Annotated in this window: 14 protein-coding genes and 1 pseudogene; 10 read left to right on the top strand and 5 right to left on the bottom strand. The window is 46.0% G+C overall.

Features of this window, described 5'->3' with window-relative positions; genetic code table 11:
- Window positions 1-88: 88 nt before the first annotated feature.
- Window positions 89-841, top strand: a complete 753-nt coding sequence (locus ACQZQY_RS23285; protein WP_431297326.1) for a SapC family protein — start codon at window positions 89-91, stop codon at window positions 839-841.
- 162 nt (window positions 842-1003) lie between these two features.
- Here the strand turns inward: ACQZQY_RS23285 and ACQZQY_RS23280 are convergent, their stop codons facing one another.
- Window positions 1004-1942, bottom strand: coding sequence for a LysR family transcriptional regulator (locus ACQZQY_RS23280; RefSeq protein ID WP_431297325.1), 939 nt, complete (start codon window positions 1940-1942; stop codon window positions 1004-1006).
- Window positions 1943-1995: 53 nt separating this feature from the next.
- On the bottom strand, window positions 1996-2241 hold the full coding sequence (locus ACQZQY_RS23275) for a hypothetical protein (RefSeq protein WP_056772507.1): 246 nt from the start codon (window positions 2239-2241) through the stop codon (window positions 1996-1998).
- A gap of 589 nt (window positions 2242-2830) precedes the next feature.
- Between ACQZQY_RS23275 and ACQZQY_RS23270 the strand changes: the two genes are divergently transcribed.
- From ACQZQY_RS23270 to ACQZQY_RS23235, 8 genes are all read left to right on the top strand, one after another.
- Complete coding sequence (locus ACQZQY_RS23270; RefSeq protein WP_431297324.1) at window positions 2831-5080, top strand: inverse autotransporter beta domain-containing protein; 2250 nt, start codon at window positions 2831-2833, stop codon at window positions 5078-5080.
- A 59-nt stretch (window positions 5081-5139) separates the two neighbouring features.
- Entirely contained in the window at window positions 5140-6030 is an 891-nt protein-coding gene (locus ACQZQY_RS23265; RefSeq protein WP_183849159.1) for a SinI family autotransporter-associated protein, read from the top strand.
- Between the two features lie 93 nt (window positions 6031-6123).
- Entirely contained in the window at window positions 6124-6393 is a 270-nt protein-coding gene (locus tag ACQZQY_RS23260; protein WP_431297323.1) for a hypothetical protein, read from the top strand.
- Window positions 6357-7202 (top strand): Ig-like domain-containing protein, encoded by an 846-nt coding sequence (locus ACQZQY_RS23255; RefSeq protein ID WP_431297322.1) that lies wholly within the window; start codon window positions 6357-6359, stop codon window positions 7200-7202. The genes ACQZQY_RS23260 and ACQZQY_RS23255 overlap by 37 nt, the downstream gene beginning before the upstream one ends.
- A gap of 97 nt (window positions 7203-7299) precedes the next feature.
- On the top strand, window positions 7300-7953 hold the full coding sequence (locus tag ACQZQY_RS23250; protein WP_136375853.1) for a helix-turn-helix domain-containing protein: 654 nt from the start codon (window positions 7300-7302) through the stop codon (window positions 7951-7953).
- Between the two features lie 53 nt (window positions 7954-8006).
- The gene (locus tag ACQZQY_RS23245) at window positions 8007-9407 is read left to right on the top strand and encodes a M24 family metallopeptidase (protein WP_431297321.1); all 1401 of its coding nucleotides are present in this window, start codon (window positions 8007-8009) and stop codon (window positions 9405-9407) included.
- 291 nt (window positions 9408-9698) lie between these two features.
- On the top strand, window positions 9699-10109 hold the full coding sequence (gene uraH / locus ACQZQY_RS23240) for a hydroxyisourate hydrolase (protein ID WP_122096639.1): 411 nt from the start codon (window positions 9699-9701) through the stop codon (window positions 10107-10109).
- Window positions 10110-10547: 438 nt separating this feature from the next.
- A complete protein-coding gene (locus ACQZQY_RS23235; protein WP_122096641.1) occupies window positions 10548-11168 on the top strand; it encodes an acyl-homoserine-lactone synthase in 621 nt (206 codons plus the stop codon).
- Here the strand turns inward: ACQZQY_RS23235 and ACQZQY_RS23230 are convergent.
- Both ACQZQY_RS23230 and ACQZQY_RS23225 read right to left on the bottom strand, forming a co-directional pair.
- The gene (locus tag ACQZQY_RS23230; protein WP_056772482.1) at window positions 11140-11889 is read right to left on the bottom strand and encodes a helix-turn-helix transcriptional regulator; all 750 of its coding nucleotides are present in this window, start codon (window positions 11887-11889) and stop codon (window positions 11140-11142) included. The two genes, ACQZQY_RS23235 and ACQZQY_RS23230, sit on opposite strands and share 29 nt — an antisense overlap.
- Before the next feature lie 368 nt (window positions 11890-12257).
- Window positions 12258-13723 (bottom strand): annotated as a pseudogene (locus ACQZQY_RS23225) (PLP-dependent aminotransferase family protein).
- A 106-nt stretch (window positions 13724-13829) separates the two neighbouring features.
- Here ACQZQY_RS23225 and ACQZQY_RS23220 point away from each other — a divergent pair.
- Window positions 13830-14288 carry a GNAT family N-acetyltransferase gene (locus ACQZQY_RS23220; protein WP_421671092.1) on the top strand — a complete coding sequence of 153 codons (459 nt, stop codon included), beginning with the start codon at window positions 13830-13832 and terminating at the stop codon, window positions 14286-14288.
- A gap of 33 nt (window positions 14289-14321) precedes the next feature.
- On the opposite strand, the gene ACQZQY_RS23215 is transcribed toward ACQZQY_RS23220, so the two are convergent.
- Entirely contained in the window at window positions 14322-14840 is a 519-nt protein-coding gene (locus tag ACQZQY_RS23215) for a ClbS/DfsB family four-helix bundle protein (RefSeq protein ID WP_421671091.1), read from the bottom strand.
- Window positions 14841-14919 lie beyond the last annotated feature (79 nt).

Below are 14919 nucleotides of genomic sequence, written 5' to 3'. Positions count from 1 at the left end.
CCCCGAGCATTCATTAATCTCACCGCGACGCTTCGCGTGTGGAAACCCTATTACTTACTCCCGGGCCTTGCGCCCACAAGGAATTAAAATGTCTACAACAATGCTTTTCTATAAAAACGTTACTGCACTTTCCCGTGATAGCCATAAGAAGTTAAAACTCGATCCCGTCAACGGGTTTGATATGGCAGCGAATACCCATTGGTTACCGGTTGTTGGTGGAGAGTTTTATCAGGCATCCCCGCATTATCCGATTGTATTCGCCGCTGAAACCAAAGAGGGGACAGAAGTTATCACCCCCATTCTGCTGTTAGGCCTTGAAGCGGGTCATAATGATTATGTGGCTAAGGATATGAGCTGGAAGGCCGGCACTTATTTACCTGCCTTTGTACGTCGTTATCCATTCGTACTGGCATCAACAGATCAGGAGTCAAAAGACTTCACTATTTGTTTTGACAAAGATTTCGCGGGCTTCAACGAGAAGAAAGGGAAAGAGCTGTTTAATAAAGACGGCTCAAACAGTGAGTTCCTGGATGAGACAATCAAATTCATGAATGGATTCACGGTTGAAATGGAGCGAACGAAAGAGTTCGTGGCGCTGCTGAGCAAATTCCAGCTTCTGGAAAAACGTAATGCAGAAATCACCAGCAGCACTGGTGCATCCTTTAAAGTTCAGGATTTCCATGTTGTGAGTGAAGCTAAACTGGCGAAACTGACCGGTGAAGAACTGGTTGAGCTTAACCAGAAAGGCTATTTGGGTTGGATCATTGCTCATCTGATGTCATTGGCCAATCTGCCAAAACTTCTCGATATGCATTTGGAGAACCGCAAAAGCGCTAAGTGAATTAAAGAAGCGTGAGTCGTATATATCTACTATCTGAACAATAACCTGCTTAAGCTGTGTTAAATCGACTCGTGGAGTGCGCGCACTCCCGAGTCGAGAACCTTCCCGAAGACCTTTCCCCCTCTCAAACCCGCAGACAGAATGCACTGTTTTCGCTTTAAACTACCCTTGCCAGTTCAACAGGTGAGAGTTGATCCCCTCGATGATTTGTACAAATGAAGAGTTATTGAGCGATGTTTTGTTATAAATCATGTAAATAGACACCGGCTTCATACTCAACTCCGGTTTCAACATTTTGATGTCATAACTGCCCTTCATTTTTTCAAACAGGCGTTTAGGGATTGCACCGACCAGATCGCTTTTTTCTGTCGCGGCCAGAACACATAAAAGTGAACGCGTTCTCATGCCGATATTTCTTTCGCCAAAATAGTTGTCAGCGTAGACCTGAAACTCGTTAATCACTTCGCTGTCTGTTTCTAATAAAACGAATTTCTCATGCCGGGATTGCTCAACATCTAGCGTATCAGTAAGACGCGGGTGCGTTTTACTGCATATAAAAACGATTTCTTCTTCGAATATTTTTTTAGAAACGAACTGCATACTGAAATGCGGATTGGAATCAAAGATAATGTCTGCCCGCCGGTAAATCAGCGCCTCTTCAGCGGAGTTCGACGTAGGGTCACTGATGGTATGCACGATCTCGCATTGTGGGATGCTGTCCAGGACTAACGTGGTAATGACGGGAATGAGGATGCCTGAAAGATACGCTGAACAGTCAATCACCAGACGATTGTGAGAGGTTTGTTTCGAGACTTTCTGAAAAGCAAACAGGAAATTATCAAAGCTCGGGCTCAATGCCTGATGAATACTGACAGCCACTGTCGTGGCACTTAATGATTTCCCTTCCCGAACAAACAACGGATCCCCAAAGTACAATCTGAGTTTTTGCAAAGACTGACTGACGGAAGAAGGCGAGAGGTCGAGAGATTCAGCAGCCATGGTGACACTTCCATAGATGTATACCGCTTCAAACATGACTAACAAGTTGAAGTCAAAATCTTTTGTAGTCCAGAATACATCGGTAATGTTACCTGACTGCATGCTCTCTCCTTATAAACGAGTGGCTATATTTCTCTGGAAAATGATAGTCATAATTATAAGTCACGGTTAAAAATTTGCTGCAGTTTTTCTTCCGTCAGGAAAAGCAAATCATCCAATACCGGCGTTATCCTGGAGCCTCTGATAAGCACTAATACCGGATAATCGGTGGGATGGTTGAGTGATAACTGCTTTTTATAATCAGACCACTTTTTAATATGACCATCAGACTCTGCGCTGGCCATAATGAATACGGTGGTAATGAATTCATCGTACTCATATAGGTTATTCAAAAGGAACATAAAACCTCACTCACTATTAATAAAATAACAATGTAGGAAATAAGAAGTTACAGATGCAGACTCCTTAAGCAGATAATATTTCAACGGCTCATCCTCCAGAAGTTTCGAGTCAAAGACAATGCCATATCCTGAAAGATGTTTTTGCAAATCTGCATGAACCCTTATGGGCGTTACTCTGTCTGTATAAATGCTCTGGCTCAGCGTTATTCTCAGGAGTGAAAGTTCTCATCAGACGTCAGTCGGGTGCATGAGATTAAATTTATCGCCATAAAAAAGCACACTGAATGGCATAAATTCCTGACAGGATGTTTTAATATTTACACGGTAAAACAGCAAGTTACCTTAATGTGATGAGTGGATGTTGATTTTTAGAATTGATCATTCAGCAAACGATATTGCAGCGGGGGTTGGGTACGAATATTATTTTCGCAAGCAGGAGGTCTGGCAGAGGTTAATAGAGTTCAGATTCTTAATGACTGCACTACTTATATATAAACCCGGCGCGATGATGTTTTATCTTTTCATCCTCCGTTAATTTTTCTCCAGCAATATGATAGGTTATTTTTTATCATTCAGGTCAATACGTAATATGAAGAAATTATCTTTATTTACGCTGGCAGCAATCACATTCTGCCCGCTGATGAGCAGTCATGTCATTGCCGCAGAAAGCCTGCTATTGCCAGATTTAGGCAGTGCTGAAACGGTAAAGAATAACGCTTCTGCAGAAGATCTTTCTGCGCAGACAAATAATGGTTTTGCAGCCAAAACAGCGCAAACCGCTGTGAGCGAAGCACAACAGAATTTTGAAAATTTAACACCGGAAGGGATGAAGTCTCAGGCCTATCAATATGGCAAAAGTGTTGCCACCAGCGCGGCACAGAATCAGATTGAAAAAACGCTGTCGCCTTATGGCCATGTCAGTACACAAATCAGTCTCAATGACGACGGAAGTTTAGACGGGTCATCGCTGGATTATCTGATCCCCTGGTATGAAGGAGAGAGCAATTTAATTTTTACCCAATTCTCTGCTCACAATACCGATGATCGTACCATTGCTAACTTCGGGGCAGGGTTACGCCATAACCTGAATAAAGACTGGCTGGTGGGCGTCAATGCCTTTTACGATTACGACCTGACCCGAAATCATCGCCGTTACGGCGTAGGTGCAGAAGCCTGGACTAACTACCTGAAGTTTAGCGGCAACTATTATATTCCGCTGTCTTCATGGAAAAATTCGCCAGACCTGGAAGATTACGAAGAGCGCCCATCCAGAGGGTGGGACGTTCGTGCGCAGGCTTATTTACCGGCATACCCGCAGCTGGGCTCGTCGGTCATCTATGAAAAGTATTACGGCGAACAGGTTGCGCTCTTTGGGACGGACAGTTTACAGAAAAACCCGTCGGCAGTGACCTTGGGTGTGGATTATACCCCGGTACCGATGATCACCATGGGGTTGGGCTATAAGAAGGGTAACTCTGATAACACCGAACTGACAGCCAACGTGGCGCTGGATTACCGTATCGGTGTGCCGATGGCGCAACAACTGGACCCTTCAGCCGTTGCCGATATGCGCAGCCTGGCGGGAAGTCGCATGGATTTCGTCGATCGTAATAATCATATTGTGCTCGAGTATCGCGAGAAAAGGGATCTGGATGTCGGCCTGTACCTGAAACCGACCGGCACGCCCGCGCAATGTATTCTTTCTGATGCGCCGGATGAAGCCCAGGCTTATGAAGGATGTCACTGGACGGTTAACGCCACCATTACGTCGCATCTGAAAATTAAAGACGCGCAGTGGGTTCCGCTTGGCGGTTTCTCTGCGGAAAGTAAACTGGCTTTACCGGCCTTGTCTCCACAGCAAAATATCAGCGCCGGTCAGAATAACCACTGGGCGCTCACGTTCCCTGCATGGGTCGATTCTCCCGACCCTGAGGCCAACAAATACGCGCTGGCGGTGATGCTGGTTGATGATAAAGGGCACGCGAAGCAATCCAATATCGTCAACATTGAAGTGTCTGAAGCGCCTGTTAATTATCAGCTGGTGATTAACGATGCCGGTGAAGAGAAAAAAGCCATCAAGGTGTTATCTAACGGCAACGATGTCGTCACCCTGCATTCAAGCGGCAGTAAAGTCGCCGGGCTGGCAGGAGAAACCACGGCTCTGGCGGCTGAAAGTCTGAATATGACATTCCATGCTTACAAGATGGAAGATAAAAGCCACGCTCAGGAAGTTGAGATTCACGCGTCGAAAAGTGACTGTGAAACGCATACGCAATGTCTGTTTTATGAACAAAAGCCGGAGCAGGGCGAGGCGGTGATCGGCAGTACAATGAGCGGTGTTTACTCTGTCATTGCCAAACCAGAAAATAAATCGTCACAGAAAACCAATGCGGTTGTTATTGATTTCACCCCCGCGGATAAAATGATTTATACCGCCATCGTCGATAAAGAAAATCCGACAGTGAATTTAACGGCAACAAAGGGTAATAAATTACAGTTAGGCCATGAATATGAATTTAAAGTGGCCTACGACAGTAATAATAACGGGCAGTGGGATGCCAGTGACCGTGAAACAGTAACAGAAGAAAATAAAACGCCGATCATCTCTTTGATGAATTACCGCTGGCAATTCACCAAAAATAGCGCGAACGGTACGCCGGGTGGGTTTGCCACTCCTGCGACGGATAATCACGACATTATCCTGCCGAAAACCAATGCTGAAGCCAGCACCGTATTTTCCGCTGCCGGACCAGACGGGGTCCAGGGATATGAATTAAGGGTTGACTATCAGTTGACTCAAACAGGAATACAGACTGTTAAAACGATGAATAAGAAATAATATTTCCTATCGCGATTTGACATTCACTCACCCATTTTACTTTAATGAGATATGACCCAATGAAAACGTTTAACAAAACACTCCTTGCCACATTATTAATTGCCAGCTGTGCGCCAATGGCTTTTGCTGATACAACAGCCAGTGCCGGTACAATTGAAGGTAGCTCTCCCATTATATACGGAACAGGTGCAGGCGCAGCGGCGCATACCGTGACATTTGCTAACGGGCATGAAAGTGGTTCTGTCAACGCAATGTCGCCGGGAGATAAAATTACCCTCAGCTATATTTTGAAGGATAATGAAGGTGATGCTGATGACAGTATAAAAACCATTACGTGGTTTACCACCTCGGATGGCCATGGTGCTGATAAAAAAATCATCAGTGGCGCCGCCGGTAAGGAAACGTACACCCTGCAGCAGGCGGACGCCGGGCTTTATCTGGGGGCAACCATTGATGAAGCCACTCTTACCGGGAGTCCTAAAGGGGGACAGCGGATCACCATAAATGATGTCAGTACCAACGACGCGACGGACAATATTCCGGACGGTCCGGTAGTAGGCGGCACGGTGGCAACCATGATTGTGGATACCACATCACCAGATGATAACCTGATCGGTAAATCGAGCAGCAGTCTGATTCTGGGCCATACGTATCAGTTCAAAATCTGGTATGACACCAACGGTAACAAGGTCTGGGATGCGGGAGAACTGGATGCGTCATCCAACTACAGCTATAACTGGATCTTCGACGGCACCTCAGCGACCACGGGTACGGCGGGTGGTAAAGCCGTCAGTTCAACCGATAACAAGGATCTGAAACTGCCGTTGACTAACACCGAAGCGAAATCTGTCTACGCCAATGCGGGTGCTGACGGTATCCAGGGTTACCAGCTGCAGGTAGATTATACCGCTAAAGTTAAAGCAGTATTGAAATCCGTTAAACGCAAATAATAATCCGTAATATTAATTAGCCTGGGCGCGCTGGCGCTCAGGTTAATTAATCCGTGTGATGTAAATTGCCATACCTTAAAGCATGGTGACGTGATGAAAAGTAAATTTAAAAGCAAGGCACGGATAGCGTTGTTTATAGCACTCCTGATCAATACCCCTTTTCTGGTTAATGCCAATGAAATGACCGGTCGGACAGGGGCAGTATCAGGAACTCCCCCTGTTTTATATAACAAGGATAATAAATCCGGGCATATCGATGTCGTCAGAAAAAGAGGCGGCATTGAGGATGACGACCAGCTCGATATTAATGACAGTTTGTCCCTCGCGTGGCGATTTTTGATGGTGAGGGGGATGAGGAAATAACACTTCCCTCCGTAGAGTGGATTTGTACCGACACCAATAATAGCCGGCACGTCCTTGCGACGGGTACTCTGGAATATATTATTTCTCCAAATGATAAAGCCTGTACTATCGGGGTCAATCTTACGCCGAAAACATTGACCGGCGCGCCTCAGGAAAATACTGCGATCGAAATCGCGGACATCAGCACGTATATTGATAATGATTCTATTCCTGACGGACCGGTAAATCCGCATTCCATTAATATGACGGATTACACTGTCGCGCCGAATAACGCCACCGCCCGAATAACCGTTCCCGCCAATGCGAAACTGATGACGGCTTTTTCGGGAGCACAGGTGCAGTTAGAAACAGATAACATTCCTGATGAAGTAACCTGGAGCAGCAGCAATGATGCTGTTGCGACGGTGTCTGATACCGGTTTAGTGACCTTTAAAGGGAAGGGGGCGGTGAAAATCACTGCGCGTCATAATGAACAGAGTGTCTCTATGACCCTTAATCCTCAGTTGTTCTTTGTCATGGGTTCGACAAATAAGACGTGGGATGACGCAAAAACGGAGTGCGAAGGTATGGGCGGACGTTTGCCTACGATCAGCGAGCTGAGCGACGGAACAGACATTCGTAACGTTCCGGGTAATGGATTATGGGAAGAGTGGGGGCAAAGTATTAAGGATGTTCCACATTCTGGCGTTGTGTTCTGGTCTTCATCGTCCAACGGTGTCAACAGTTATTTATACGCTTATCTTTCGGATGGGCACCTCAGCTCAAACAGATCTACCGTGACGGAGGGCTTTGCCTGCATCCTGAACTGAAAACGGTTCTGGCTAACGTCAATATGAAAGAAAATGAAAGAAAAATACGCGGCTATAATAAGAGGCAGGTTGATTTTCACTGTTTAAGAGCAAATCTATGACACGCCCAAAATCTGAAAACCTTATTGTAGCCGCGCCGGTGAAGCCCGCAGAGTCCATCAGTAAACTGATAAATTCTCTCTCGGGCCTGTCCCGGCCTCTGGCGGCAACCCGTGGACGCGAGGGGATAAAGCTCATTGATGAGCATTCAGAATTCATCGTAATTCTGATTTTAGAAGGCAGCATTGAGATCTGGCGTAATCGTGATGAACTTCTGGTCGCCACCTCTTATGCCCCGGCGATCATCGGGCTGCAAGGTTCTGAATTCCGCTATCAGACACACACCTTCACGCCGCAACCGGAAAGTAAGATTGCCTGGTTATCACACCAGACGGCGCTGGATGCCATCAAAGCGCATGATCTGATGGAAGACATGATCACTTATCAGTCGTATATGAACGACCAGCAGACATATCGCGACTTTCTGATGATCAACAGCTCCAGTTATGAAATTATCTGCCGGTTATTGACCGAGATTTCTGAACGTCCTGATTTCCACGAGATTCGTGTTGAACAATACATCCTGACGCGCACGCGGCTGGCGCGAAGCGGTGTGATGAAAATGCTTGCTGACCTGCGTTTCGGCGGATTCATCGAAATGGAAAAAGGAAAACTGTTGCGTATCAATCTCCCATTCCCTAAAAATTACTAAAATCCGCGTTGAGGAAGCGGAATCGCCTGCACGCTCGTTTATGGAGAATGACAATGAACCCGTCCCAACCCCGTTTTGCACTCACCACCGTCCCGCCACCGAAAACCTTTCCCCACGTGAGCACGCCCGTTATCAGCGATAAGGTCATGGCGCTGCGTCTGAAGAAGATTGTGACGGCTATGCATCAGCACAAGCTCGATGCGCTGGTGATTTACGCCGATAAAGAGCATGGCGGAAATTTTGAATACCTTGCGGGCTTTATTCCCCGTTTTGAAGAAGCGCTGCTGATGGTGACCGCTGACGGTGAGCTCAGCTATGTGATGGGCAATGAGAACCTCAAACTGGTGCCCCATGCGCGAAACAAAGGTAAATGCCTGCATGCTCCGGCCTTCTCGCTGCCGAATCAACCGATGGATAACGATGCACCGCTGACACAGGTTTTGGCCGATGCGGGGCTGACGCGCGGAAGCCGGATTGGCGTTGTCGGCTGGAAGTTGTTCACCAGTACGCTTCACGACACGCAGTATCAGTTTGATGTACCGGCTTTCATTCTTGACGCGATCATTGATACGGCTGGCGAGCGGGAAAACGTGATCAATGCGACCGCGCTGTTCATTTCGCCCGCGCACGGCGTGCGTCGTTTAAATACGGCCAGTGAAATCGCTTTTTATGAGTTCGGTGCCAATCTGGCATCCACCAACATATTGGCCGCGCTGGATAACATTGCGCCGGGTAAAACGGAAAGACAGATAGGTCAGTTACTGGCTGCTGACGGGCAACCGGGCAACGTGGTGATGATTGCCGCCACCGGCGATCGTTTCGCTAATGCCTGTTTATATCCCACAGACAAAGTGATCCAACGCGGCGACAAATTCTCGCTGACCGTTGGTTTCAAGGGCGGCCTGACCAGCCGTTCAGCGTATGTGGTGGCGGCAGAAAATGAACTGGCGCCTGACGTGGCCGACTATCTGCCAGCGCTGGCGATCCCTTATTATCGTGCGGTCACCACCTGGCTGGAAACGCTCCGGCCCGGCCTGACGGGCGGTGAGCTTTATCAGACCATCGAAAACGTCATGCCGAAGGCGCAGTGGCATTGGCATCTTAATCCGGGGCATCTGGTGGCCGATGAAGAGTGGCTCTGCTCGCCAGTCTATGCCAACTCGCCGATAGCACTTGAGAGCGGCATGATATTTCAGATCGACATCATTCCTTCGCTGCCCGGCTACGGCGGATGCAGCATTGAAGACACGGTCGCACTGGCGGATGCGGCATTGAGACATGAACTGCAAAGCCTCTTCCCGGAGGTCTGGCAGCGCATGGAAATCCGCAAAGCCTATCTGCGGGATGTGCTGAACATCAGCGTGTCAGAGGATGTCATTCTTCTCTCTAACACGGTGGGATATCTGCGTCCGTTCCTGCTGGATAAAGGCAGGGCGTTGGTGCGTCAGCCCTGAACATATCGCCAGCGCCTCGTGTGGCTGGCGAATAATACCGCTGTTATTTCCGTTATCCTCCCCGATATTCCAGAAAACGCCTCTCCCGAATGATTATTACAAAATTGTCATCAATTTGACATTAAGCTGTTAGCCACTGGCAGGTAAACTCCGTGTTATTCAAACAATATGAACCGATGTCATCACGTCATCTGTTTAAATAAACTCAGACGCCGGGTGTGTTAATAATTCACCCTCGCGGATAATTAAGCCATTGTCAGAGATAACCTCAAAATCAAAAAGGATGAACGCATGTATAAAAGTAAATTGTTATTGGCCGGTATTATTCTGAATGCTCTTTATATGACATCTGCCGTTGCAGCGAACCCTCTCAGCGTTCATGTTTTAAACTTACAAAGCGGGCTGCCGTCAGCCGGCGTAAGCGTCTCTCTCGACAAGCAGGAAGGGGATAAGTGGGTGCATCTGAGTAATGGTGTGACCAATGAACAGGGGCGTATTCCTTCGCTTTACCCGGATGAAAAAGTGATCGAAAAAGGGAATTATCGCGTGACGTTCAAAACCGGAGAATGGTTTGAAAAACACCACACGCCAACCTTCTTCCCGGAGATCCCAATTATTTTTAAAGCGGATGGTTCAGTGCCGCATTATCATATTCCTTTGCTGATTAGCCCTTATGGTTTCTCAAGCTACCGCGGAAATTAATAACGGTTTTTAAACCATCAGTTATCCCATTAAAAATACAATGTGTATTTTCTATTCTTTAACCGTCCTCTGAGGACGGTTTTTTATTGCGGGGTATAATAGCTCCCGCCCGGTTTGCCGATTGCAGCCCGAATCCCGCAGCAGACAGCGTGGGAGCGCCTGCTCACATTTCGTTTTTTCAAAATAGCGCCTGGCGCCACCCAGATGTGCCTGCGGATTTCGCTTTGCTCAGATTTGAGTCAAATCAATAAACGCGCAGGTATTGTTGCGAAGGCGGGATCGGAACGATAACTTCCCTGTTAGCGAGGTTTGATGAGATATTTATTATTTTAATAACTTCCAGTTATTCCGTTCATTTTCGGGTCGGCGGTTACCCGGTTTTGTAGGATAATGATGTACGGTTTACGGGAAACAACGCTTTAATAACAGGGTGATGGGATGCTTGAACTGTTTGACGTGAGCTATGAAGAGCTCAGAATGACCAGAGTAGATGAACTTTACCGGCTAAGAAAAACAACTTTCAGTGATCGTCTGGGATGGGAAGTTGTTTGCCAACAAGATATGGAATTTGATGAGTTCGATAATGACTCAACACGCTATATTCTCGGGCTGTATAAGGGGAAACTCATTTGCAGCGTGCGCTTTACCCCTCTCGACCAGCCAAACATGATAACTCACACGTTTCGCGCGTGTTTTGATTCGATCCCGCTTCCTTCTGCGGGCGTTGAGTCGAGCCGTTTTTTTGTCGACAAATTGCGGGCCAGGGAGCTTCTCGGCGAACGTTATCCTGTGAGTCAGGTACTTTTTCTTGCCATGATAAACTGGGCTCAGGACAACGGACATACCGGTATTTACACCATCGTAAGCCGTGCCATGTTGACGATATTGAAGCGCTCAGGCTGGCAAATACAGACACTTAAAGAGGCATTTCTTAGCGAGCGGGAACGCATCTATCTGATCTACCTTCCTGCCGGAGAGGACGATCAGCGGATCATGGCCAGAGGGCTTAACGGCCAAACAGCCTCTGTGTTTACCTGGCCGCTGACGCTGCCGGTATAATCAGCTCCAGTTCAACGCCCAGCCTGATTGCCTGGCGGGCGTTACTGACACCCAGCTTAGCAACGACATTTCCCATATGAAACTTTATCGTGCTGACTGAAACGCCGATAATCGTCGCAATCTCTGCATAGGTCTTCCCCATACTGGCCCAGTAAAGCACCTCATTTTCACGGATGGTGAAAATGTTATTTTCCTTTCTTGCCGTAATTTGACGCCCGCGGGCTGATAAACCGCCAACAAGCCGATACATCTGTTCATTTATATCGATGAGAAGCATCTGCAGGTTCCCACGTTCAGAAGTAAGTCGCTCTTCCAACTCTTGCTGGCTGTGGTCGGCAATGATGATAGACAGCAATGCCAGGTTTCCCATCTGGTCATGCAGCACAAAGGTATAGCCATTTAAAATGTTGTACTGCCTTGAAAGGGTGAAGATTTTTGTAAATTTCAGGTCAGACATGAGCGTGATGTTTTCATCCCACGCAAAGGGAGAGGTTCTTTTGAATGCGGTGAGTATTACCGGGTCGGTAAGCTGAAAGTTGTTGGCCCGATAGAGATTGACCCACTCATCAGGATAACTTGAGATGATAAGGACTTCTGCAGGGTTTTTTTTCCTCACGACCGTATACGCGTAGTCGGGGCTGCCAAGCGGAGACAGTTTCCGCTCGATATAATCTTTCAATGTTTCAGTGATCGTGTGATTTTGTTCAAAAGCACTAAACATACTGACTCCCTGAGGGGCTGCTTATCCCTTAATGCCGACATCTATACTTAAGTACAGGTTTTTTCAGGACTTAAGTATAACTTACGGCCCATTACTATGAATGATACTTTCATCAACGAAAAAGAAACCTCACACACTGCTCCGAACAATGTGTGAGGAGGCCAATGGACGGCCAACACCAGGGAAACACTCGTTGTAAAAAAACATAATAAATTAAATTTTAAGAATATAAAATTTTTTTGATACAAAAGCGCCCATTGGGTGCTTTTTTTTTTGCCAAAGTAACCCGACGAAAAGACGAGTAAATTTGTCTCTCAGCGGGCATATCCGTAAGCGTATTGGTTCAAGGAAGAAGAGAGGAACGGGTATTAACAGGTGAATATTTGAGCGAGTTTTTTTATACCGTCAACGATTTCCGCAGGTGAGTGCGCAGCAAAACCCAGCAGGATGGCCTGGCTTGTTGGGGGTGTCTGGCAATATCGCGAAAGAGGCTGTGCCCCTAAACCCACTTTACGGCACTGATCAATCACATAAGATTCATCAAATTCCTCCGATAACCAACAGACAACGTGGATGCCTGAATCTGAAGGTTTGGCGAACATAATTTCGGGTAAATGTAACTGTATGGCTTCAATCATAACCCGCTGGCGTTCGTACTCACCCGCCTGACGTGCCGTGCATAGTGTCCTTCAGAAATGAAGGTGGAAAGTATCATTTGCTCTAAATAAGACGTGCGAGTATCTGCATAATATTTAGCAATCTTAAAAGACTCGACTAAATTCTCCGGCACAACCAGAAATCCTAAATTAAAACCCGGGAACATCATTTTAGAGAATGAACCCGCATATATTACCCTCTGTTGCTTATCCAGTCCCTGGAGAGCTTGTATTGGCTGACCGGTATATCTGAATTCACTGTTATAATCATCTTCAAAAATCCACATTTTATTTTCAGATGCCCAGTCAAGCAGAGCCATTCTTCGGGATAAACTCAGTGTGCCGCCAAGAGGAAATTGGTGGGAGGGCGAAGTGAAAATCATTTTTGCAGATGGCCAGTGTTTTATGCCGTAGGAAATATCCATGCCATCCTGATCACTGACGACGGGGCGAACTGTTGCACCCACGGAGGTAAATGCGCCTAAAGCACCATCATATCCTGGTTCATCTAACCAAACTTCGTCACCCTTTTGCAAAAGAACCTGTGCGGCAAGATTGATCGCTTGTTGGGTGCCATTTAAAATTATTATTTGTTTATCAGAACAATTTACGCCACGCGTAGTGCGAACATATTCACAAATCGCCGACCGCAATGGTTTATACCCCAAAGCTTCATTGAGATCCCAATCCTGATGGCGAAACTGACGCCAGATCCTTCCCAATAATCTTCCCCAAAGTTCATACGGAAACAAATCCACACATCCCACGCCGATATTAAATAGCATATTATTTCCTGAGTGTGGGCGGGTCATGTCCCATACTTTTTTCATTACGTTCATATGAGGGTTGAGATCATTTCCATTGTTTTCACTATTTGGATTTTTATGAGCTGAGATGGATTTAATTTGAATCACTTCATCAGGAATAGTGTTTGTGACATAAGTTCCTGACCCGCTTTTGGTTATGAGATAACCTTCATCAATGAGGCGTTCTACACCAGATAAAACCGAGTTTCTTGAAATAGACATCATCTCAGAAAGTGTTCTGCTGGAGGGGATTTTCCTTCCCGATTTAAGCTGACCACTCAATATCATTTCTTTTAAAGCCAAATAAAACTGCTCTTTAATTTTTCCTTTTTTGAGCAATAAACTCGGGAAGCTGGCAGCATTTTTCTTCATGACCAAAGTGGACCCATAAACTATCAATAAAGTGTACCTTTTATGATACCACTACGCGGGTTACTCTTTCATCCACAAATTCGTGAGGTTATGATAAGGCATTAATATGAAAGATGAAAGTTTAAAAATAGTAGTGGCACCCGTTGAAGAAATGGATTACTCCCGGTGGCTGACGTACTGGTTGAGCTATCAGGCGTTTTATGAGGTTGAGTTGTCTGAAGACATCACAAATGAAACATGGAAACGTTTTTTAAATCCTGATGAAGAGATGTATTGCGCAGTGGCAAAGAAAGGGCAGGAAATTCTCGGGTTCGTTCACTACGTTTTTCATGGTTCAACATGGTCTGTAAATGAATTCTGTTATTTGGAAGATCTTTTTGTTGCCGAAAATACCCGGGGCAAAAATATAGGAAAACATCTTATCGAATACGTTAAACAAAAGGCCAGCGAGAAACAATGTGCAAGACTCTACTGGCATACACAGGAAAAAAACGTCACCGCGCAGCGACTTTATGACCGGGTAGCAGAGAAACCAGGTGTCATAGAGTACAGATTACCTCTCTAAACAAGAAAAGGGGGGAGAAGTACTCAGCGTTCTTTATTTCAAGCTGATATTATTATTTTTCGCCCATTTTCTTATTCTGCCATTAGCATTGGCATAGGGTGAGGATGTGTTGAATGATATCATTCTCCCCATAGTCCATTTTGTGTACCAGGGTTTACCATATAAATCGTCATCAGTGCGTTCATCAATAAGTTTCACTATGTGATCTTTTACTGACTCAAGCTCAGTAATTAACGCCCTGTAATTCAATTCGCGATAATCAGAGTAAAATTTTTGCGCCAGAAGCCCAAGTTCATTCCACTTAAAACCGGTTTCAGGAAAATCAACGGGCAATCCTTTCTCATCGTAAGTAATCCACTTTACAACCAGAGTATTCCAGCCGATCAGATAAGAAACCAGATCATGAATACTCATTTCAGTGCCCTTGCTGTGTCCTTCCATTGAATTATCGGAGATGAGTTCAGGGGGAATGACATTGAGATAGCTGATTAATTTATTGAAATTTTTATCAATGGCTAAAAGCAATTCGGATTTTGTCTGCGGCACATTCATACTGAGTTACCCCCGCTTCAGAAAACGATAAAAACGCTATGTGATGTTTCACTATCAATAAATTATGCACTTCCTGCCT

Source organism: Rahnella sp. PAMC25559 (assembly GCF_050632365.1).
In the GTDB taxonomy this organism is placed as follows: domain Bacteria; phylum Pseudomonadota; class Gammaproteobacteria; order Enterobacterales; family Enterobacteriaceae; genus Rahnella; species Rahnella rivi.
This window is presented reverse-complemented; position numbering and strand designations above follow the sequence as displayed.

Excerpts from the sequence above, each read along its gene's own strand:
- ACQZQY_RS23285 (WP_431297326.1), top strand. The coding sequence starts at position 89 with ATGTCTACAACAATGCTTTTCTATAAAAACGTTACTGCACTTTCCCGT.
- ACQZQY_RS23280 (WP_431297325.1), bottom strand. The coding sequence starts at position 1,942 with ATGCAGTCAGGTAACATTACCGATGTATTCTGGACTACAAAAGATTTT.
- ACQZQY_RS23275 (WP_056772507.1), bottom strand. The coding sequence starts at position 2,241 with ATGTTCCTTTTGAATAACCTATATGAGTACGATGAATTCATTACCACC.
- ACQZQY_RS23270 (WP_431297324.1), top strand. The coding sequence starts at position 2,831 with ATGAAGAAATTATCTTTATTTACGCTGGCAGCAATCACATTCTGCCCG.
- ACQZQY_RS23265 (WP_183849159.1), top strand. The coding sequence starts at position 5,140 with ATGAAAACGTTTAACAAAACACTCCTTGCCACATTATTAATTGCCAGC.
- ACQZQY_RS23260 (WP_431297323.1), top strand. The coding sequence starts at position 6,124 with ATGAAAAGTAAATTTAAAAGCAAGGCACGGATAGCGTTGTTTATAGCA.
- ACQZQY_RS23250 (WP_136375853.1), top strand. The coding sequence starts at position 7,300 with ATGACACGCCCAAAATCTGAAAACCTTATTGTAGCCGCGCCGGTGAAG.
- ACQZQY_RS23245 (WP_431297321.1), top strand. The coding sequence starts at position 8,007 with ATGAACCCGTCCCAACCCCGTTTTGCACTCACCACCGTCCCGCCACCG.
- uraH (WP_122096639.1), top strand. The coding sequence starts at position 9,699 with ATGTATAAAAGTAAATTGTTATTGGCCGGTATTATTCTGAATGCTCTT.
- ACQZQY_RS23235 (WP_122096641.1), top strand. The coding sequence starts at position 10,548 with ATGCTTGAACTGTTTGACGTGAGCTATGAAGAGCTCAGAATGACCAGA.
- ACQZQY_RS23230 (WP_056772482.1), bottom strand. The coding sequence starts at position 11,889 with ATGTTTAGTGCTTTTGAACAAAATCACACGATCACTGAAACATTGAAA.
- ACQZQY_RS23220 (WP_421671092.1), top strand. The coding sequence starts at position 13,830 with ATGAAAGATGAAAGTTTAAAAATAGTAGTGGCACCCGTTGAAGAAATG.
- ACQZQY_RS23215 (WP_421671091.1), bottom strand. The coding sequence starts at position 14,840 with ATGAATGTGCCGCAGACAAAATCCGAATTGCTTTTAGCCATTGATAAA.